Annotated in this window: 22 protein-coding genes and 1 pseudogene; 14 read left to right on the plus strand and 9 right to left on the minus strand. The window is 69.3% G+C overall.

The window, feature by feature from the left end:
- The 8 genes from VFX14_20685 to VFX14_20720 form a co-directional block, all read left to right on the plus strand.
- Window positions 1–215: hypothetical protein (locus VFX14_20685; protein ID HEU5192114.1), on the plus strand; the 215-nt coding region annotated here is incomplete at its 5' end.
- Window positions 216–509: 294 nt separating this feature from the next.
- Window positions 510–803, plus strand: a complete 294-nt coding sequence (locus VFX14_20690; GenBank protein ID HEU5192115.1) for an antibiotic biosynthesis monooxygenase — start codon at window positions 510–512, stop codon at window positions 801–803.
- Window positions 804–911: 108 nt separating this feature from the next.
- Window positions 912–1,193 carry an HIT family protein gene (locus VFX14_20695; protein HEU5192116.1) on the plus strand — a complete coding sequence of 94 codons (282 nt, stop codon included), beginning with the start codon at window positions 912–914 and terminating at the stop codon, window positions 1,191–1,193.
- The gene (locus VFX14_20700) at window positions 1,194–1,787 is read left to right on the plus strand and encodes an AAA family ATPase (protein HEU5192117.1); all 594 of its coding nucleotides are present in this window, start codon (window positions 1,194–1,196) and stop codon (window positions 1,785–1,787) included.
- Window positions 1,788–1,807: 20 nt separating this feature from the next.
- Window positions 1,808–2,650: an amidohydrolase family protein gene (locus VFX14_20705; GenBank protein ID HEU5192118.1), complete on the plus strand. Its 843-nt coding sequence runs from the start codon at window positions 1,808–1,810 to the stop codon at window positions 2,648–2,650.
- Window positions 2,650–3,087 (plus strand): SRPBCC domain-containing protein, encoded by a 438-nt coding sequence (locus VFX14_20710; protein HEU5192119.1) that lies wholly within the window; start codon window positions 2,650–2,652, stop codon window positions 3,085–3,087. Before VFX14_20705 ends, VFX14_20710 begins: the two co-directional genes overlap by 1 nt.
- 49 nt (window positions 3,088–3,136) lie before the next feature.
- Window positions 3,137–3,562 carry an isoprenylcysteine carboxylmethyltransferase family protein gene (locus tag VFX14_20715; GenBank protein ID HEU5192120.1) on the plus strand — a complete coding sequence of 142 codons (426 nt, stop codon included), beginning with the start codon at window positions 3,137–3,139 and terminating at the stop codon, window positions 3,560–3,562.
- Between the two features lie 77 nt (window positions 3,563–3,639).
- The gene (locus VFX14_20720; GenBank protein HEU5192121.1) at window positions 3,640–4,059 is read left to right on the plus strand and encodes a DUF1801 domain-containing protein; all 420 of its coding nucleotides are present in this window, start codon (window positions 3,640–3,642) and stop codon (window positions 4,057–4,059) included.
- On the opposite strand, the gene VFX14_20725 is transcribed toward VFX14_20720, so the two are convergent.
- Both VFX14_20725 and VFX14_20730 read right to left on the minus strand, forming a co-directional pair.
- On the minus strand, window positions 4,022–4,543 hold the full coding sequence (locus tag VFX14_20725) for a thioesterase family protein (protein HEU5192122.1): 522 nt from the start codon (window positions 4,541–4,543) through the stop codon (window positions 4,022–4,024). The genes VFX14_20720 and VFX14_20725 overlap by 38 nt on opposite strands.
- Window positions 4,540–5,040 (minus strand): methylated-DNA--[protein]-cysteine S-methyltransferase, encoded by a 501-nt coding sequence (locus VFX14_20730; GenBank protein ID HEU5192123.1) that lies wholly within the window; start codon window positions 5,038–5,040, stop codon window positions 4,540–4,542. Before VFX14_20730 ends, VFX14_20725 begins: the two co-directional genes overlap by 4 nt.
- Before the next feature lie 16 nt (window positions 5,041–5,056).
- Here VFX14_20730 and VFX14_20735 point away from each other — a divergent pair, with 16 nt between their 5' ends.
- The gene (locus VFX14_20735) at window positions 5,057–6,109 is read left to right on the plus strand and encodes a cupin domain-containing protein (protein HEU5192124.1); all 1,053 of its coding nucleotides are present in this window, start codon (window positions 5,057–5,059) and stop codon (window positions 6,107–6,109) included.
- Between the two features lie 19 nt (window positions 6,110–6,128).
- Here VFX14_20735 and VFX14_20740 read toward each other — a convergent pair whose 3' ends face one another.
- On the minus strand, window positions 6,129–7,328 hold the full coding sequence (locus VFX14_20740) for an MFS transporter (GenBank protein HEU5192125.1): 1,200 nt from the start codon (window positions 7,326–7,328) through the stop codon (window positions 6,129–6,131).
- A 76-nt stretch (window positions 7,329–7,404) separates the two neighbouring features.
- Here VFX14_20740 and VFX14_20745 point away from each other — a divergent pair, with 76 nt between their 5' ends.
- Complete coding sequence (locus VFX14_20745) at window positions 7,405–8,604, plus strand: aminotransferase class V-fold PLP-dependent enzyme (protein HEU5192126.1); 1,200 nt, start codon at window positions 7,405–7,407, stop codon at window positions 8,602–8,604.
- Between the two features lie 6 nt (window positions 8,605–8,610).
- On the opposite strand, the gene VFX14_20750 is transcribed toward VFX14_20745, so the two are convergent.
- The 6 genes and pseudogenes from VFX14_20750 to VFX14_20775 form a co-directional block, all read right to left on the minus strand.
- The gene (locus VFX14_20750) at window positions 8,611–9,603 is read right to left on the minus strand and encodes an ABC transporter substrate-binding protein (GenBank protein HEU5192127.1); all 993 of its coding nucleotides are present in this window, start codon (window positions 9,601–9,603) and stop codon (window positions 8,611–8,613) included.
- A 32-nt stretch (window positions 9,604–9,635) separates the two neighbouring features.
- Window positions 9,636–10,334, minus strand: coding sequence for a DUF3047 domain-containing protein (locus tag VFX14_20755; protein ID HEU5192128.1), 699 nt, complete (start codon window positions 10,332–10,334; stop codon window positions 9,636–9,638).
- Window positions 10,335–10,349: 15 nt separating this feature from the next.
- A pseudogene (locus VFX14_20760) lies at window positions 10,350–11,048 on the minus strand (TIGR04283 family arsenosugar biosynthesis glycosyltransferase).
- Between the two features lie 21 nt (window positions 11,049–11,069).
- On the minus strand, window positions 11,070–12,620 hold the full coding sequence (locus VFX14_20765) for a mercuric reductase (GenBank protein ID HEU5192129.1): 1,551 nt from the start codon (window positions 12,618–12,620) through the stop codon (window positions 11,070–11,072).
- On the minus strand, window positions 12,617–13,288 hold the full coding sequence (locus tag VFX14_20770) for a TVP38/TMEM64 family protein (protein HEU5192130.1): 672 nt from the start codon (window positions 13,286–13,288) through the stop codon (window positions 12,617–12,619). The genes VFX14_20765 and VFX14_20770 overlap by 4 nt, the downstream gene beginning before the upstream one ends.
- A gap of 12 nt (window positions 13,289–13,300) precedes the next feature.
- Window positions 13,301–13,717, minus strand: a complete 417-nt coding sequence (locus VFX14_20775; GenBank protein ID HEU5192131.1) for a hypothetical protein — start codon at window positions 13,715–13,717, stop codon at window positions 13,301–13,303.
- Between the two features lie 132 nt (window positions 13,718–13,849).
- Here VFX14_20775 and VFX14_20780 point away from each other — a divergent pair, with 132 nt between their 5' ends.
- From VFX14_20780 to VFX14_20795, 4 genes are all read left to right on the plus strand, one after another.
- A complete protein-coding gene (locus tag VFX14_20780; protein HEU5192132.1) occupies window positions 13,850–15,541 on the plus strand; it encodes a M28 family peptidase in 1,692 nt (563 codons plus the stop codon).
- 25 nt (window positions 15,542–15,566) lie between these two features.
- Window positions 15,567–16,598 (plus strand): 2-dehydropantoate 2-reductase, encoded by a 1,032-nt coding sequence (locus VFX14_20785; GenBank protein ID HEU5192133.1) that lies wholly within the window; start codon window positions 15,567–15,569, stop codon window positions 16,596–16,598.
- 164 nt (window positions 16,599–16,762) lie between these two features.
- Window positions 16,763–17,767, plus strand: a complete 1,005-nt coding sequence (gene dctP / locus VFX14_20790; GenBank protein ID HEU5192134.1) for a TRAP transporter substrate-binding protein DctP — start codon at window positions 16,763–16,765, stop codon at window positions 17,765–17,767.
- Between the two features lie 98 nt (window positions 17,768–17,865).
- A complete protein-coding gene (locus VFX14_20795; protein ID HEU5192135.1) occupies window positions 17,866–18,363 on the plus strand; it encodes a nitronate monooxygenase in 498 nt (165 codons plus the stop codon).
- Window positions 18,364–18,467: the final 104 nt, after the last annotated feature.

Consider the following 18,467-nt stretch of genomic DNA (forward strand, 5'->3'; position numbering starts at 1 on the left):
GCCACGGTCCGCTGCCGGGCCGGCAGTGCTCCTGCAGCCGATCGAGTGATCAAATGAGTCTGGTGCCGGCGACGGTTGCGCTAGCGTTCTTTGTCGCGGTTCTTCCCGCCGGCGCGCAACAGGTCGCAAAGACGCCACGGATCGGCGTCGTCTTTCTCGGTTCGGCATCGACTGAGGCCAATCGCGCTGAAATCGTCCGCGAAGCGAGCTGCTGAAGGAATTGGTCCCCGGACTCTCGAGGGTTGCGTTTCTCTACTGCTCGGACAAGCGGGCCCGAGCCCAGGGGAGCGACGAAATCTCGGCTTCCGGTCGCGTGCGAGGAACGAGAGTTCGTGGAAGTTGGGGGCCTTCTCGCATACGGGCCGAGCTATCGAGAGAATACTCGACGCGCGCCGAACTACGTGGACAGAACTTGAAGGGCGCCAAGGCCGGCGATCTGCCGATTGAGCAGCCGACGAAATTCGATCTCACCATCAATCCCCGACGGACACGTTGAACCAGGAGGGACGATGTTCGCGCGTATAGGCACGTGGCAGGGTACCACGGAGGAGCTGGAACAGTGGATCGCTCGAGGCCGTGAGCAGGTCAAGCCGAGCATTCTCCAAGACGACGGGCTGCGAGCGGTGTACTGGCTGGCCGATCGCAAGGCCGGGAAGGGCATGATCGTCACGATCTGGCAGAGCGAAGACGCCATGAATGCCAGCGAGGCGGCTCGGCTCAAGCGCCAGACGGGGATGGCCGAGGCGACGGGCGCCAAGGTGACGACGGACCGATACGAGGTGGTCGATTCGGTGCTGGTCTAACCTTTCGGTCGCGCCGAACCCATCATCCGCCCCATCTAATTGGACGGACAGAATCACGCGCGAGCGATGGGAGATCCGAGAATGAGCGATTGCCTCTTGTGCGATGCCGTGTCTGGGAAGCGCGCGCACGTGGTCGCCTTCCACGACATGGACGATGTCGAGATTGCGGACGCCGCCACCTTGATCAGGAAGATCGTCAAGGCGGCGGGGCTCGACCACTACACCGTTCTGCAGAACAATGGCGCTCTCGGCGGTCAGACCGTGTTCCATGTGCACTTCCATCTCGTGCTCGCATGGAACGAGATCGAACGGCTTCACGTGGAGCGTGTGACTCGTGCCCCAGTCGACCATGGGGATTTCGGGCAGAAGGTACGAGCTGTCCTCGCGTAGATGCCGCACGCCACCCCCCGACAGACGACGATGAACGACGCTCGGGAACCGGGTAAGATCATCCTCCTCAACGGTGCGTCGAGCGCAGGGAAATCAACGCTCGCGCTCTCGCTACAGCAGCAGTTGCCCGAACCATTCTTGCACTGGTCGTTTGATCATCTGCGCGCGTCCGAGGCTTTGCCCATGGCACGTATTCGGAGCGGCGAGCTCGACTGGGCAAGCATGCGCCCTGCCGTCTTTGACGGGTTTCATCGCTGCCTGCCTGCCCTCGCCCAGGCGGGCAACAACCTGATCGTGGATCACATCATCGAGCAGGAGCAGTGGCTGGCCGACCTGGTCCGGATGCTGGCACCGTTTGACGTGTTCTTTGTCGGGGTGCACTGTCCGTTGCCGGAGCTGGAGCGGCGGGAACGGCACCGGGGTGACCGGCGCCCGGGCGAGGCTCGCAGGGACTTTCACGCCGTGCATCGTTTCACGGAGTACGATCTCGACGTTGATGCGACCCAGCCGACCGAGGGCAACGTGGCAAGGCTGATCACGGCGTGGCAAAGGCGAAGCCGACCGATGGCTTTCGAGCGGATGGCGAGACCATAACGCACGGAGGAGCTGACCAGATGGCGATCATCGATTCCCAAGTCCACGCCTATGAGGCGAACACCGCGAAGCGGCCCTGGCACACCGTTCCGAACTGGCCCGATCACGTCACGGGCGACGAGATGGTGGCGGCGATGGATCGCGTCGGGGTCGACGGGGCGATCTTCATCTCCGCCTTTTCCATGTACCGCTACGACGCCAGCTATGCGGTGGAGGTGCAACGCGCGCATCCCAATCGTCTGGCCATCGTCAAGCCGGTGGACCCGGACGATCCTGCCGTGGCCGATGTGATCGCCGACTGGAAGAAGACGCCGGGGACGGTCGGCATCCGGATCATGATGACGAAGGAAGCGGGGCGGGATCCGGGCGACCCGGGGCTGGCCCGGATCCTCCGCGCCGCCGTGCGGTACGACTTTCCCGTCAACATGCTGTGCTGGGGTAACGTGGACGCGGGCGCGGCGCTGATCGACCGGCACCCCGACACGCGGTTCATCATCGACCATCTGGCCATCATGCAGCCCCGTACCCCGCCCGCCCCGCCGGAGCCCTGGGCCGATCTGCCCAAGGTGCTGGAGCTCGCCCGTCGCCCCAACGCGGTGATCAAGGTCAGCGGCGCGTGCACGCTTTCGCGGGAACCCTATCCGTTCGCGGACATCTGGGACCCGCTGGCGCGCGTGTTCGACGCCTGGGGCTTCGAGCGCTGCCTGTGGGGCACGGATTGGACGCGCGCGTTCGCTGTGGTCAACTACGAGCAGGCCGTCGAGCCGTTCCGCCAGACCGGCCGACTCAGCAACAGTGAACGCGCCATGCTGATGGGCGGGGCCTGCGCGAAAGCATACGGCTGGTCTCCGAAGAAGGGCTGATGTCGGTCTTCCGCCACTCCCGAGAGATTCCGGCCAGCCCTGATGCCGTGTTTGCGGCCTTTCAGGATCCGGCACGGCTTGCCCGCTGGTGGGGGCCGGATGGGTTCACGAACACGTTTCACAGATTCGACTTCGGGCGGGGTGGTGCGTGGCTCTTCACCATGCATGGGCCCAACGGGACCGACTATCCGAACGAGTCCCAGTTTCTGGAGATCGTTCCCGATTCCATGATCCGGATCAAACACGTCAACCTCCCGCACTTCGAGCTGTCCATTGTTCTCACGCCCAATGGGACAGGCACTCTCGTCTCCTGGGTCGGCGTGTTCGAGGACCGCGAATTCGCCGCGAAGTCGCGCCAGTTCCTCGAGACCGCCAATGAGCAGAACTTGGATCGGCTGACTCGTGAGGTCGCCCGGGGAACGCAGCGTGATGCCTGAACGGGAGAGGGATGCGGCGGCAGTTCACGTCTTCCCCCCGGCCATACCGTTGGTCACGATCCTCGCCGGCGTCGGCTTGAACCGTGTGTGGCCCCTCGGCATCGGCTTCGCGCTCCCGGCCCCGGCGCGCTACTGGCTCGGCGGAGCAATCGTGGTAGCTGCCGTTCTCGGTCTCGGTCTTTGGCCCGTCGTGCTCTTTCGGCGGAGTGGACAGAGCGCGAATCCCTGGAAGCCGACGCCGAGCCTCGTTGACCGCGGGCCCTTCCGCTTCACTCGCAATCCGATGTACCTGCAGATGGTCTTCGCGTGTCTCGGCGTCGCCGTCATGCTGATGAATTGGTGGATCGTCATTTTCACCGCGATCGCCGCATGGTTGCTTCAGCGACTCGCGATCGTCCCGGAAGAGGCCTACCTCGAGCGCAAGTTCGGAGACGTTTATCTCGCCTACAAGCGCCGCGTGCGGCGGTGGCTCTGACAACGAATGAAGCGGAGCGCGCCGCGGGATTGCCTGTCACCGCCCTCAAGGCATGGCGATCGCAAAGAGACACGGGTGTGAAGAAGAGCGGGTCGACAAAAGGCAAGTCCCCATCTCGACTGATCGACGCGCGGATCAAGGAGCTGGGCGACTGGCGGGGCAAGATGCTCAGCCGTCTCCGCGCGCTCGTGAAGGAAGCCGACCCCGGCGTCATCGAGGAGTGGAAGTGGCGAGGTGTGCCGGTGTGGTCGCATGACGGCATCATCTGCACGGGCGAGACCTATAAGAGCGTCGTAAAGATGACGTTCGCTAAAGGTGCGGCGCTGAAGGATCCGTCGGGCCTCTTCAACTCGAGCCTCGAGGGAAACACGCGGCGCGCCATCGACGTCCACGAAGGTGACAAGATCGACGAGGCGGCGCTGAAGGCGCTCGTCCGCGCCGCCGTCGCCTTGAACAGGGCTAAGGCTGGCTGCTCGGCCGCGCCGCCAGCCCCATGACGCGCCCCACCTGCGGCGCGCGCGGCAGCGCGTCGTGGGCCTTCTGGATCTGCGCAAGGCGGTCCAGGATCTCCGGCGCCATGGGGGCCGCGCGGCGCGTCTCCTGGCTCACGTGGAGGGACAGAAGCTCATTGGTGGAGGCGAGGTAGCCCGCCTCCGCGTGGTACATCTCGTGGAAGTAGTGGATGCGCCGACGGTCGAAGGCGAGGAGCCGCGTGGTGAAGCGGAGCGGGTCGCCCTCACGAACCTCGCGGTGGTACGTCACGTGGGCTTCCAGGCAGAACGTGGTCACGTGGTGCGCGCGGCGGTGCGCCTCGTCCAGCCCTACCCAGGCGAGCCACGCGTCGGTGGCGAGGTCAAACACCACCACGTAGTAGCCCATGTTCATGTGGTGGTTGTTGTCGATCCACTCCGCGCGGACCCGGTCGCGGTAGACGTCGAACGGCGCCGAGATCGCGCCGCGCGCAGCCGAGGGGCCGCTCACAGGAGGGCGCGCTGCCGGGCTTCGAGCTCGAGGAGGCGCTTCTTGAGCGGGAGCCCCCCACCGTAGCCGGTGAGGCGGCCGTCGCTGCCGATCACGCGGTGGCAGGGGATCACGATGGGCAAGGGGTTCTGCCCGTTGGCCGCGCCCACGGCGCGCACGGCGTCGGCCTTGCCGATCTGGCGGGCGATCTCGCCGTAGGAGCGCGTCTCGCCGTAGGGGATCGCCGCCACCGCGCGCCACACCTCGTGCTGGAACTCCGTACCCTCGGGGGCCAGGGGCAGGTCGAACTCGTCGCGCCTTCCTGCGAAGTACTCGCGGAGCTGGCGGATCGTCTCGGCGAAGGGCCTGGCGTCCTTCACCCAGTCGGGCTCGGGGCGGAACGTCTCACCGCCGCCGGGCAGCCAGATGAGCCGGAGGCCGCGCAGGCGCGCGCCGTCGGCGTCGCCCGCGAGCACGAGCATACCGATCGACGACTCCATCTCCGTGTAGCGGGTCATGGAGGTATGTTACCTCATGCGCCGAGGACAAGCCGTAGGCCCCGTCTCGCCGCTCGCGACGTGGTTCGCCGGCGCCGGCGCCGAGGGTCGCTTTCGGCGGTGCCGGCTTGGCCGTGTGCCCACCGTGCTGTCGCCGCGCGATCGGGCGTGGCGCGAGCTCGCTCCCGACTTTGCCGGCGCTTTCGCTCTCGCCGCCACCGGTTCGCCGTTCCACACCGCGCTCGAGCAGCGCTACGATCGCTCGTCCGATCGGCGCCGCCTGCCCCGCGCCCTCGCCGCCGGCGAGTCGGTCTACTTTCCCCAGGCGCATCAGGTCCTGCCCCGTGTGGCCCGGCTGATGGTGGCGTTGCGCGTCGCGTTCCTCGGGGGCGGGCGCGAGGAAACCTCCTTCCTCTTCCTGGCCGAGGGGCGAGGGCGCGAGGCGCTGGGCCTCCACCACGACGGCGAGGTCGACGCGTTCTGGCTGCAGCTCGAGGGCCGTCGCTTCGTCACCATCGGTCCACCGGTGCCGCGGGGCACACCCGAGGACTTTCTGGCCGACGAGGCGGCAGCCCGCGCCCTCGGATCCGGCCCGGCGCCGCGTGGCTGGTGGCGCGGCGCGCTCACGCCCGGCACGCTCTTCCATCTTCCGCCTCGCACGCCGCATCGGGTGATCTACCGTGGCCGGTCGCTCGCCCTTTCGCTGACGTGGAAGCGCCCCGCGCGCGGGGCGCGCGTCGATCCCGCCGCGCTGGTCGACTGGGATGTGGTGGCGGGCCGCGCGGATCGCGTGCCGCCGGTGCGGCGCGATCGGCTCTGGGCGCAAGTCCCCGCGGTGGCCGGAGCATTGCGCGCGGGCGAGGAGGCATTCACGCTCCACGTGCCGGGGGGTGCGCTGCGCCTGCCCGCGCTCGCGCACGCCGCCGCGCGGCGGCTCGGCATGATGCCGAGCTGGCGCGCCGTGACCGCGGCGCAGCGCGCGGGCGGCCTCGGCGCGCTGATCGAGCACGGGCTCCTCGCTCCACGCGACCTGCCGCTGCGTGTCCTGCCCGAGGACCCGCGGGCCCTGGACGGCTGGCGCTTCGCCTGAGCCGCGGCGGGCCGCGGCGCTACGCGGCGGCGCCCTGCCGCCAGAGCTGCGAGCGCGCGAAGAGTCCCGCGAGGATCAGCAGCATGCAGGCCGCGGGATACACCGGCGCGGCGCGCGGACCGGTGACCGCGGCGAGATAGCCGATCAGGAGCGCCCCAACCGGCGCGCCGCCCATGAGCCCGAGCTGGAACAGGGAGAGGATGCGCGCCCGATGGCTCGCCGGCGCTGCCCGCTGGACCAGCGTCCGGCCCTGCGTGATGACCACCCCGGCGCCGAGTCCCCACGCAAGGCAAAGGCCGAGGAGGCCACGGAACGGCAGCGCCAGCGACATCGCCGCGAGCACCAGGGCGCCGAAGGCGAGCGCGAGCAGGATGGCCCGGCCGGGCCGGCGCATGGCGCCGATGCGGATCTGCGCCAGCGTCGCCATGATGGTCCCCCCCCAGAAGGCGACCGATACCAGCGAGAGCTCCGCAGAGCCACCCCCGTACACATCGCGGACGAGCAGCGGCAGCACCACGAGGAAGGCGCCCACGTAGAGGATGCCGACGGCAAGCTGCGCGAGGAGCACGGGGGCGATCACGGCTGAAGCCATGGCCTCACGGAGACCGTCCAGCATGGCGGCGCGGCGGCTCTGGGCGGTCGCGTGGGGCGCAGGCGGCGCCGGTGGGAGGCGTAGCGCGGCCAGGCCGCCGCCGGCGAGGATCGCGGCCTGCAGCACCAGCAGCGCGGGCGCGCCGATGCGTCCCGCCGCCGCCCCGGCCGCGATGCCCGCGAGCTGGGCGGCGAACTGCGTCGCGCTCATGATCGCGACCGCGCGGCCCAGATCCGCCCCGGCCACGCGTCCCAGCATGGCGTCGCGCGCGGGGACGACAAACGCGCCGAAGGTGCCGACCGCCAGTGCGTAGGCGATGAGCGCCGTGTAACTCAGCCAGCCCTGGGTGATGGCGGCGGCGAGGAAGAGTGGCGGGAGCGCCACGATGAGGTGCCCGCGCACGAGCAGTCGGCGCAGGTCGGTGCGGTCCGCCACCGCGCCCCCCAGCATCATGAAGACGATGGACGGCGCCATCAGCGACATCTGCGCGATCCCCACGCGCGCGGCCGGCTCGTGAAGGACGACCGTGACCAACCACGGGAACACGATGGTCTGCATCCCAAAGCTGGAGAACCACGACGCGATGCCGCCGAGGTACCAGGGGAACTCGCGAGTCGTCGCGGCCATGCCCACCATCTTTAACATGCCGGCGCTCCGGTGCCTGCCTTGACACACGCGCGCGGCGGCGCCTAGCATCGCCGCCATGGCGAGGGACGGGACGTCCGCGCGCGTGGCCTTCGACGTGGCGCGCGCCCGGCGGGAGACGCCGGGCTGCACGCGGGTGGCCCACTTCAACAACGCGGGCGCCGCGCTGCCCCCGCGCGTGGTCACCGACGCGGTCGCGCGGCACTTGGCCCTCGAGGCGGAGATCGGCGGCTACGAGGCTGCTGCCCGCGAGCGCGCCGCCATCGACCGCGTGTACGACGCAGTGGCGACGCTGCTCCACTGCCGCGCCGACGAGGTGGCCATCGTGGAGAACGCCACGCGCGCCTGGGACATGGCCTTCTACGCGCTGCGCTTCGAGAAGGGCGACCGCATCCTCACCGCCCGGGCGGAGTACGCGAGCAACTTCATCGCCTTCCTCCAGGTGGCGCGACGCACCGGCGCGGTGGTGGAGGTGATTCCCGACGACGACCAGGGCCAGGTGTCGGTGGAGGCGCTGGAGAGGATGGTCGACGGGCGCGTGAAGCTCATCGCCATCACGCATGTGCCGACCAACAGCGGGCTGGTGAATCCCGCCGCCGCCATCGGTCATGTGGCGCGGGCGGCGGGCGTGCCGTACCTCCTCGACGCGTGTCAGTCGGCGGGGCAGATGCCGCTCGACGTGGACGAGCTCGGCTGCGACATGCTCTCGGCCACCGGGCGCAAGTATCTCCGGGGGCCGCGCGGCACGGGCTTCCTCTATGTCCGGCGCGCGATGATCGAGCGGCTCGAGCCCCCGCTGCTGGACCTCCACGCCGCCACCCTAGTGGCGCCCGATCGCTACGAGATCCGCCCCGACGCGCGGCGATTCGAGAACTGGGAGTCCTACGTGGCGGGCAAGATCGGGCTCGGCGCGGCGGTGGACTACGCGTTGGGCTGGGGGCTGGACGCGATTCGCGACCGCGTCTATGCGCTTGCCGCGGCGCTGCGCGCCCGGCTCGCGGCGACGCCCGACGTCACCGTGCGCGACATCGGAGCCGAGCGTTGCGGCATCGTGACCTTCATCAAGGCCAGGCACGAGCCCGGAGCGATCCGCCAGGCCCTGGGCGCCCAGGGCATCAACGTGCACGTCTCGGCGACTGGTGACACGCGGCTCGACGTGGCGTCGCGCGAGCAGAGCGGCGTGGTGCGCGCGTCGGTGCACTACTACAACACCGAGGAGGAGATCGAGCGCCTCTGCGCGGCGCTCGCCGGGCTCTAGGCGGGGCTACTCGACGACGCGGTCGGCCCGGAGCAGCACGTTCTGGGGCAGGGTGACGCCGATCTGCTTCGCGGTGCGAAGGTTCAGCACGAGCTCGATCTTGGTGTAGTTTTCCACCGGCTGATCCTTCGGGGACCGGCCGGCGAGAATGCGCTGGACGACCTTCGCCATCATCTGGCCAACCTCACGATAGTTCTGCCCATAGCAGAACGTCCCGCCCTTGTCGCACAGGTTGGTCTCGTGGAACAGCGCAGGGAGGCGCTTCTCACGCAGGATCTCGATGATGATCGGCGCCTGCGCGGTGATCATGGCGTCGGAGATCTGGAAGAAGGCCTCGAATTCCTGAGGTTTGATGGCCTGGACGATCGAGCGCAGCTCGTCGATGGATCTCGCGTGCCGCTCGGTGAGCTGCACGTGCGCGCGCTTGGCTTCCTCGCGCGCTGTCCGGGCCGCCGCCTGCGCGATCGGGTTGTCGGGGTTGTAGATGGTGACGGCCCGGGTGAGCTTCGGCAGGAGCAGCTTGAGCACCTCCATGCGCTTGACCGTGAGGTCCCGGGTCAGCCCGTGGATGCCCGTGAGGCGCCCACCGGGCTTCGAGTAGCTGTCCACGAGCCCGGCGGCCTCCGGATCGGCGCCGGCGAAGAACACGAGGGGAACCTGAGTCGTGGCCCGCCGCGCCGCGGTGGTGACCGACGTGCTGGGGGTGATGATGGCGTCGACCTTGGCGGCTTCGAGCGCCCGGGCCGCCACCTCGACGGCCTTCAGGTCACCTTTCGCGTCGCGAACATCGAGGAAGATGTGCTTCCCCTCCTCGACACCCAGCTCCCGCAGCCCCTGCCGCAATCCGTCCAGCAGGTTCTCCCATTCACCGCCGTAGTAAATGACGCCCACCCGATGGGGACCGCCCGCCGCGTGCGCCGGGGCGGGCACGAGAGCGAGGAAGAGAAGGAGCGCGCCCATGGCGAAAGCGCGGAGGAGGATGAGCGGCTCGCGTTTCATGGATGATCGCTCGGCGAACAACGCAGCATCATTCATTCGGCGCGGGGCCGAAGAATGATCGCGTCGTACCAGGCCTCCGCGCGCTCGCCGGAGTCGTCGGTGTCGGTCATGACGGCGACCCCGGCCAGCCGGGACGGCTCGGCGCCGAAGAGTCGCCGGTAGTCCTCGTAGAAGTCGCGCCGCTCGTCGACCCAGCGGCCGACCTCGGCCGGCCCGCTCCGCACCACGAGCGTGCGGGCCCGCGCGGTGTAGGGGCTCGGGTAGGCGGTCTCCCGCGGCAGGCGGCTCTCCCACACGTAGTTGATGACGGCGCCCGGTGGGTACTCGCCGTAGAGCGCGCGGTAGAACTCGAACTTGGTGCGCTCCCAGACGCCCTCGCGCTCCGGATCGTACCGGAAGGCCACGTAGACCCGCGCCGGGTAGTCGTCGCCCCCCTTGCGGGTGGGGTCGGCGCGCTCGAGCAGGCGCCCGATCTTCCAGCGCCAGGTGATGATGGTATAGACGCGCGGATCCAGATCGAGGTGACGGTAAACGCCGGCGGCCGCCGCGTCGCTCTGCGCGTGCAGCGCCCAGCGATCCTCATCGCGCGACACTGCGTACCGCGTCTGGCGCGCGACACCGCGGAAGGCGAGCAGATGCCAGCCCGCGGGTAGCGTCTCCGGTGCGGCGGGCGCGGTGACGCGCAGCGCCTCGATGGGCGCGGCCGCGGGCTGGGCGCCCCCGGGCGCCACGGTCCCGGCGAGGAGCAGGGCGCTGGCGGCGAGGGCGAGGTTCCGGTAGTACCAGCGATGCAGCCGCGCCGGGCTCACGCCGCACGCGTAGAGGAGGCGCAGCGTCCACATGAGGCCGATGGTGCGCGCAACGCCCTCACGCTCCCACTTGCGGGCCGACGTCGTCACGCGCTCGCGCAGGGCGGCCTGCCGCCCGCGCCGCTTGAGCCGCCGCGTGAGCTCGATGTCCTCCATGAGCGGGATGTCGGGGAAGCCACCCAGCGCCTCGAAGACGTCGCGCCGCACGAACAGCGCCTGATCCCCGGTGGAAATGCCGCTCCACCGCGAGCGGAGATTCATGAGGCTCGCGATCATGCGGAACGGCCAGCGTGGGTTGTCGAGGCGCACGTCGAAGCGACCGGCCACCACCCCGGGCTCGGCGAGGGCCCGCGTGATGGAAGCTTCGAAGCCGTCCGGCAGGACGGTATCGGCGTGGAGGAACAGCAGCGTGTCGCCACGCGCGGCGCGCGCCCCCGCGTTCATCTGACGGGCCCGGCCGCGCTCGCACGTCAGCACCGTCACCCCGGCCACGCGCGCCGCTACCTCACGAGTGCCGTCGTCGCTGCCCGCGTCCGCCACAATGATCTCGGCGCCGGGGGCCGCCGCGCGCAGGGCGGGGAGGAGCCGCGCGAGGTTCGCCGCCTCGCGCAGCGCGGGCACGATGATCGCGAGCACGGCCCGCCCGCCCCGCGCGGGCTAGCGCGTCCAGCGGAGCCAGGCGTCGAAGAGGCGCTTGACTCCCGGCGTGAGGCGCGTGCGGTTGTAGGCGTCGCCCAGCTTGCGGATGGCGTCGGCCTGGGTGGGGTAAGTGTGGATGACGCGGGCGATCTTGCCGAGCCCGATGCCCTGGCCGATCGCGAGCGTCAGCTCGGGCAGCATCTCGCCCGCATGCCGGGCCACGATCGTCGCGCCCAGGATGCGATCGCTGCCTTCGGCCACGTGGATCTTCACGAAGCCTTCGGTCTCGTTGTCCAGCCGGGCGCGATCCACGTCGGCCAGCTCCTGGACGAACGTGCGCACGCGCTGGCCACGCGATTGCGCCTCCTCGGCGGTCAGCCCTACGTGGGCCACCTCGGGATCGGTATACGTGCAGCGCGGGAGCACGAGCGCGCTGGCCTGCGCCCGGCCGAGGAAGAGAGCGTTCTGGATGACCAGGCGCGCCTGGAAATCCGAGTGATGCGTGAACTTGAGCGCGGTGCAGATGTCGCCCGCGGCGTAGATGCGCGGATTCGTGGTGCGGAGGCGATCGTCCACCATCACGCCGGAGGCCTTGTCGTACGTCACCCCGGCCACCTCCAGGCCGAGCCCTTCGACGTTCGGCGCGCGACCGACGGCGACGAGGATCTCGTCGACCTCCAGCGGCTCCGCCGCACTGGCTCCGCCGCCCGCTTTCACGTCGTTGGCGCGTGCGAGGTGGAGGATCTTGCCGCCCGCGCCACGCTCCACCTTGACCACGCGCGTGTCCATTGCGAGGCGCACGCCGTCGCGCTCCAGCGCCGCCCGTGCGAGCCGGGCGGCATCGCCGTCTTCGCGGGCGAGGAGGCGGCCCGACATCTGCACCAGGTGCACCCGCGCCCCGAAGCGGGTGAACGCCTGGGCCAGCTCGCAGCCGATGGGTCCGCCGCCGATCACGGCGAGGCGCCGAGGGAGATTGATGAGCGAGAACACCGTCTCGTTGGTGAGATAGCCGCTCTCGCGGAGACCGGGTATGGGGGGCGCGGCCGCGCGCGCGCCGGTGGCGATCACCGCCTTCTTGAAGCGGAGCGTCCGCCCGTCCACTGTGACGGCGTCGGGCCCGGTGAAGGCACCCTGACCCAGGAACACGTCCACCCCGAGGCCCTTGAAGCGCGCGGCCGAGTCGATGGGGCTCAGCTCGGCGCGCAGCCGGCGCATGCGTCGCATCACCGCCGGGAAGTCCACCACGGGCTCGCCGGGGACGCTGACGGCGAGCGCGCCCGCGTCGCGCACGTCCGCCACCGCGCGCGCGGCGCGGATCAGCGCCTTCGAAGGCACGCAGCCGACGTTGAGGCAGTCGCCGCCCATGAGGTCGCGCTCGACGAGGGCGACCCGGGCGCCGAGGCCCGCGGCGCCCGCGGCGGCCACGAGCCCGGCCGTGCCCGCGCCGATCACGACGAGGTTGTAGCGGCCCGACGGCTCGGGATTGACCCACGCGGAAGGATGGGTGTTGGCAACCAACGCCTGGTTGTGCTCGTCCCAGGGCTCGAGCCGCACGGCGCCCTCGCTCAAGCCCCCGCCCTCCGCGCGAGGCTCGCCCGCGCCACTCGCGTGAGGTAGACGGTCACCACCACCGTCGCGATGAGCCCGACGCCGTAGAAGGCCCACTCGAGCGGTGTCCGCGCGCGCGCCGCGCCCGCGGCCAGCTCGCCTGCCACGGACCCCAGGTAGACATACATGGCGGTGCCGGGGAGTATCCCGACTGCCGTGGCGAGCGCGTAGTCACGCAGCGAGACGCGTGTGGCGCCGAAGGCGTAGTTGAGCAGATTGAACGGGATCACCGGCGAGAGCCGCATCAGCGCCACGATCTTCCAGCCATCCTGCGTGACCGTCGCGTCCAGCGCCTGGAGCTTCGGGTTCGCGGCGATCGTGCGCGCCACCCAGTCGCGCACGAAGTAGCGCCCCACCAGAAAGGCCGCGGTGGCGCCGCAGACCGCCGAGATCCATACGATGACGATGCCGTGCGCCACGCCGAACACCGCGCCCGCGCCGAGCGTCAGCACCGAGCCGGGGAGCAGCAGCACGCAGGCGATGATGTAGAGCCCGAAGAAGACCAGGGGCGCCACCGGACCCAAGCCGCGAATCCAGCCGAGGGCGGCGCCCAGCCAGGCCCCGGCGTCGAGCGCGCGCCCGAGCAGGAGCAGCGCGGCGACGGCGACGATCAGCAGGAGGAGTTTCATGGCGCGCCGCCGCTACGGATTGTCCCCGATGATCGCCCGCGCGACCCACGCGGTAACGATCCCGAACGGCAGATTGACCAGGACCAGGTAGAGGGTGAACATCGGCCCCTGCTTGAGCCCGAACGCCCCCGCGCCGGCCATCGGCAGAAAGAACAGGAACAGGGCCGCCAGCGGCGCGATGACATAGAGAAAACCGAATAGGTAGAGGTGGCTCCAGAAGGTGGGCAACAGGAGGCCGAACAGGATCCCCCACAGCCCGCCCCAGAACAGCGGCTTGTAGATCTCCGGCGACTGCACGGAGACCGGCGCCATGACGCCGAGCTTCTGGCTGAGCCCCACCGCGAACATGATGTGGCTCAGGACCACCACGGCCAGCGCGCCGACTACCCCCGACGCGAAGCAGATCGCCACCCGCTGCATCACAGTCATAGCGAAGACTCCTTTCTGCGGAGATCGTCACTTGCTGCGCCCGTCGGTCTCGAAGCATCTGGCCAAAGGAAGGCTCTGTCAAGGCAGGCCTCCGCGAGCGACAAGACAGAAAATGCGCGATAATTGGCGGCGATGCGCCGCTCGTCCTCCTTCGGCTCGCTGACCCTCGCCCTCGTCCTGCTCTTGGCGGCGCGTCTGGCCGCCGCGGCGCCCGCCCCGCCCACCGCCGAGGAGCTGGCCCGCCACGTCGCCGCGCTCACCGCGCCCGAGATGGAGGGGCGCGGATCCGCCACCGAGGGCGGCGAGCGCGCCGCGCGGTATCTCGCGTCGGCACTGGCGGCCATGGGGCTCAAGCCCGGAGGCGATAACGGGACCTGGCGCCAGTCCTTCGTGGTGCGCAAGGGGGTACGCGTGGCGCCGGGCGCGGCGCTCGCCCGCGTCGGCGGCGCGCCGCTCACCGTGGGCCAGGACTGGATGCCGCACGGGGGATCTCAGGCGGGCGAGGTCGAAGGAGACGTGGTCTTTGCGGGATCGGGCGGCGACTACGCCGGCGTGGACGTTCGGGGGAAGATCGCGCTGGTACTGGAGGACGGGGGCACCTCGCGGCTCGAGAAGCTGATCGCGGCCCGACACGCCGGCGCCGCCGCCGTCCTCGTCGTGGCGTCCGCCCTGCCCAGTGTCGAGCGTACGGCCGCGCCGGTGGCGATCCACTCGGCCACGCTGACCTCGGGCGCGGTGGATGCCCTGCTCGCCCCCAGCGGCTGGACCCACGCGAAGCTGATCCAGACGCGCGCGGCGACGCCGGGCACGGCCGTGACGACGGGCGCGCGCGTGCGCCTCAGCGTGCGCCTCGAGGCCTCCGATCGGCGCGCGGACAACGTGATCGGTCTCCTGCCCGGCACGGATTCCGCGCTCGCCGGTGAAGCCGTCGTGGTCGGGGCGCACTACGATCACCTCGGGCGCGTGAACGGCGCGGTCTACCCGGGCGCTGACGACAACGCCTCCGGCACCGCCATGGTGCTGGGACTGGCCCGCGCCTTCGCCGCCACGGGCGGCGCGCCGCGCACGATGATCTTCGCGCTCTTTTCCGGCGAGGAGGTGGGCTTGCTCGGTTCGGGCCACTACGTGGCGCACCCGACGGTGCCGCTCGACCGCACGGTCGCGATGGTGAACTTCGACATGGTCGGGCGCCTGCGCGACAACCGCGTCAGCGTGAGCGGCATCGAGAGCGCGGCGGGGCTCCGTGCGGCGGTCGCCGCGGCCGGCGCCGGCTCCACGCTGAAGCTCGACCTCCGCGACTCGCCCCACGGCCCCTCCGACCACGCGCGCTTCTACACGGCAGGGGTGCCCGTCGTCTTCTTCAATACCGGGCGCCACGACGACTATCACAAGCCCAGCGATACCGCCGATCGCATCGACGCCGCCGGCATGGCGCGCATCGGCGCGGTGGCCGTCCGGCTCACCGACGAGCTGGTGGCGACGCCGCGGCTCGTTTATGCGCAGGTGGCTCCGTCGGCCGGGCGGCGTCCGCCCGAGGCGCCGGGCGCGCAGGCGGGGAGCGGCGCCTTCCTCGGTGTCGCGCTCGACGGGCGCGGCGAATCGGACGGTCTGCGCCTGGGGTCGATCGTGCCCAATACGGGGGCGGCGCACGCCGGGCTGCGCGAGGGCGACGTGCTCGTGCGCATCGGCGATGGCACCATCGACAGCTTCGACGACCTGCGCAAGGCGCTGGCGCGACAGGCGCCCGGCGACACCGTGCGCGTGGTCTTTCTGCGGGACGGGCAGGATCAGACCGTCTCGGTCACCCTCGGCACGCGCCCCTGAGCGGGCACGCGGGAGAGCTACGTCCATGCGGATTGGGATCATCGGCGCGGGCGCCATCGGCAGCGTGGTGGGCGGGCTCCTCACCAAGGCGGGACACGACGTCACGCTGGTGGATCAGTGGCCCGAGCACGTGGAGAAGATGCGCAGCCAGGGGCTCAAGCTCTCCGGCACCTGCGGCGACCACCTGATCCGCGTCAACGCGATCCACATCCACGAGATGCAGCGCATCGCCGAGCCTTTCGAGGCCGCCTTCGTGGCGGTGAAGTCCTACGACACGGAGTGGGCGACCGCGCTTGCCATCCAGTACCTCCGCCAGCCCGACGGTGTGGTGGTGGATTTCCAGAACGGGATCAACGATCACCGCGTGGCGTCGGTGGCGGGTAAGGAGCGCACGCTCGGCTGCGTCATCACCATCGGCGCCGGCATGTACGAGCCGGCGCACGCCATGCGCACCGACAACATGGCGATCGGCTTCAAGATCGGCGAGCTGGACGGAAAGGACTCCGAGCGCGCCCGCCGCTTGGCCGAGGTCATGAGCGCCGTCGCCACCACCAAGGTCACGCCCAATCTCTTCGGCGAGCGCTGGTCCAAGCTCGCGGTGAACTGCATGGCCAACCCCCTCGCGGGCCTGTCCGGCTACGGCTCCGCCGAGGTGCGTAGCCAGCCCGAGCCCAGCCGCATCGCCATTCACGTGGCCGCGGAAGCTATCCGCGTGGGCGGCGCCTCGGGCTACGAGGTGGAGCCCATCTACGGCATCGTCGCGAAGCGCTTCGTGGACGCGGCCGAGGGCCGTGGCTACGACGAGGTGGCCAAGGACATGGCGGCCAGCGCCAAGAGCCTGTCCGGCGGCCGGCCCTCGCTCCTCCAGGACGTCATGCGCGGCCGCCGCACCGAGATCGAGTATTTGAACGGCTATGTCTGCACGGAGGGCCGGCGTCTCGGCGTGCCCACGCCGGTGAATGACGCGGTGGTGAAGACGGTGCTGTCGTACAAGGTCGGCGCGCTCAAGCCGGATCCCAAGAACCTGGCGCCGATCACGGCGGTGCTGCCGAAATAGGCAGGCGGCCCACTCACCCAATTGGCGCATGCCGCCGGCGCGCGATCGTAACAATATGCGCACGCCCGATTGTCACCTTTGGTGGCTCAGGATATATTCGCCGTGCGATCATGGCGAGCCTTAAGCGCAGTGTGATCAAAGTCTGCGGGGGGAAGGCAAATCACATGGTCTTGAAAATTGCCGTCCTCATTGTCGTCCTCGGCCTCGGTCCCGAATGTCTGTCCGCACAATCCAAGCAGGAGTTCAAGATGTCCGTCGTGGTCGCCGAGGATACGGCCTGGGGCCGGGCCGCCAAACGATTCGCCGATGCTCTGAGGCATAGAACGCAGGCGCGCATCAACGTAACAAACTATTTCGACGGCAAGCTCTTCGCCGACCGGCAGACAACCGAGTTTAACCTCCTGCAACAGGGCGCGGCTGATTTCGCCATCGGGTCGACGATCAACTGGTCTCCTCAGGTGAAGGAGTTGAATCTCTTCGCCCTGCCTTTCATGTTCCCGAGCTACCGGGCGGTGGATGCGGTCCAAGCGGGCGATCCCGGCAGGCGGCTGTTCAAGCACATCGAGCGGAAGGGCGTCATCCCGATTGCGTGGGGGGAGAACGGCTTCCGCGAGTTGACGAACGGGATACGGCCGATCCGCCGGCCGGAAGATCTCCAAGGTCTGAAGATCCGCGTAGTTGGGATACCAATCCTCGTGGAGATTTTCGAGGCGCTCGGAGCGAAGCCGGTCCGGATGAACTGGGGTGAGGCCCAGATCGCCATCCGACAACGGACGGTGGACGGACAAGAGAATCCGGTCGCCCTGATCATTCCGTACAGGATATGGTCGGATCACCGCTACATCACCCAATGGCACTATGCCATTGACCCGCTCATCCTCGCCGTGAGTGCCCGGACATGGGCCGCCCTGGCGCCCGAGGACCGCAAGATCGTGTCGCGAGTGGGCGAGGAGATCATGGCCGTGCAGAAGAGGGAAGCCCGCGAGGGACTGGAAGGGGGTCTCGTCGATACCCTTCAGCGGATCTACGGAATGGAAGAGGTTCGGCTATCCCCGGCCGACATCAAGGCATTCCGCGACAAGACTCGCCCGGTCTACGCCCGATGGGCAGATGAGATTGGCGCCGAACTGGTGCGCGACGCGGAGCAGGTGGTGGAGAGCGTGAAGTAGGACGAGCTCTCGTCGGTTGGGCCACCGCGGCGTGACCACGATGGCCCGAGCGCTACGACGGAGTAACGGCGTGGCAAGGGCGGAGCAGCCCGACGTGCGTGCCCCTGTTGGTGCTGTTTTGGGGCGACGCCAAGCCTAATGTTGAGGATGCCCGACGCCGTGGCACAAAAGTCTTTCTGCAGGTGGGGTCGGTCGAGGAGGCGGTGACGGCAGCCGAAGCTGGGGTGGATGCGATCATCGCTCAGGGCGTTGAGGCCGGTGGACACGTGAAGGGGACCACGTCGCTGTCGACGCTCGTGCCGGCAATCGTCGAAGCGGTAAGCCCGGTGCCTGTGGTCGCCGCTGGAGGAGTCGCCAACGGCAGAGGGATTGTCGCCGTTTTGAGCCTCGGCGCGCAGGCCGTATCGATGGGCACCAGGTTTCTTGCCAGCGCCGAAGCCTTCGTGCCTGATGGTTACAAAGACCGGATCGTGAAGAGTACAGCCGAGGACACCGTCTATACTCAGCTGTTCGACATAGGTTGGCCGGGTGCCCCGCACCGAGTCCTACGAAACAAGGCGGTCATCGAGTGGGACGCAGCGGGTCGCCCTTCATGAGGCAAACCACGTTGCCGTGCGATTGCATGAACTGTAAGAGGCGAGTCTGTGAGGCGTAGAGTCCTCAAGCTCGTCACCGCGTTAGTTCTTGGCCTTTTCACCGC

The organism is Candidatus Methylomirabilota bacterium, assembly GCA_035764725.1.
In the GTDB taxonomy this organism is placed as follows: Bacteria; Methylomirabilota; Methylomirabilia; order Rokubacteriales; family CSP1-6; genus DASRWT01.

Bases quoted from the DNA above. Each gene is read 5' to 3' on its own strand.
- VFX14_20780 (HEU5192132.1), top strand. From the start codon at position 13,850: ATGCGCCGCTCGTCCTCCTTCGGCTCGCTGACCCTCGCCCTCGTCCTG.
- dctP (HEU5192134.1), top strand. From the start codon at position 16,763: ATGGTCTTGAAAATTGCCGTCCTCATTGTCGTCCTCGGCCTCGGTCCC.
- VFX14_20700 (HEU5192117.1), top strand. From the start codon at position 1,194: ATGCCGCACGCCACCCCCCGACAGACGACGATGAACGACGCTCGGGAA.
- VFX14_20750 (HEU5192127.1), bottom strand. From the start codon at position 9,603: ATGAAACGCGAGCCGCTCATCCTCCTCCGCGCTTTCGCCATGGGCGCG.
- VFX14_20730 (HEU5192123.1), bottom strand. From the start codon at position 5,040: ATGACCCGCTACACGGAGATGGAGTCGTCGATCGGTATGCTCGTGCTC.
- VFX14_20775 (HEU5192131.1), bottom strand. From the start codon at position 13,717: ATGACTGTGATGCAGCGGGTGGCGATCTGCTTCGCGTCGGGGGTAGTC.
- VFX14_20785 (HEU5192133.1), top strand. From the start codon at position 15,567: ATGCGGATTGGGATCATCGGCGCGGGCGCCATCGGCAGCGTGGTGGGC.
- VFX14_20710 (HEU5192119.1), top strand. From the start codon at position 2,650: ATGTCGGTCTTCCGCCACTCCCGAGAGATTCCGGCCAGCCCTGATGCC.
- VFX14_20745 (HEU5192126.1), top strand. From the start codon at position 7,405: ATGGCGAGGGACGGGACGTCCGCGCGCGTGGCCTTCGACGTGGCGCGC.
- VFX14_20770 (HEU5192130.1), bottom strand. From the start codon at position 13,288: ATGAAACTCCTCCTGCTGATCGTCGCCGTCGCCGCGCTGCTCCTGCTC.
- VFX14_20705 (HEU5192118.1), top strand. From the start codon at position 1,808: ATGGCGATCATCGATTCCCAAGTCCACGCCTATGAGGCGAACACCGCG.
- VFX14_20735 (HEU5192124.1), top strand. From the start codon at position 5,057: ATGCGCCGAGGACAAGCCGTAGGCCCCGTCTCGCCGCTCGCGACGTGG.
- VFX14_20690 (HEU5192115.1), top strand. From the start codon at position 510: ATGTTCGCGCGTATAGGCACGTGGCAGGGTACCACGGAGGAGCTGGAA.
- VFX14_20740 (HEU5192125.1), bottom strand. From the start codon at position 7,328: ATGGCCGCGACGACTCGCGAGTTCCCCTGGTACCTCGGCGGCATCGCG.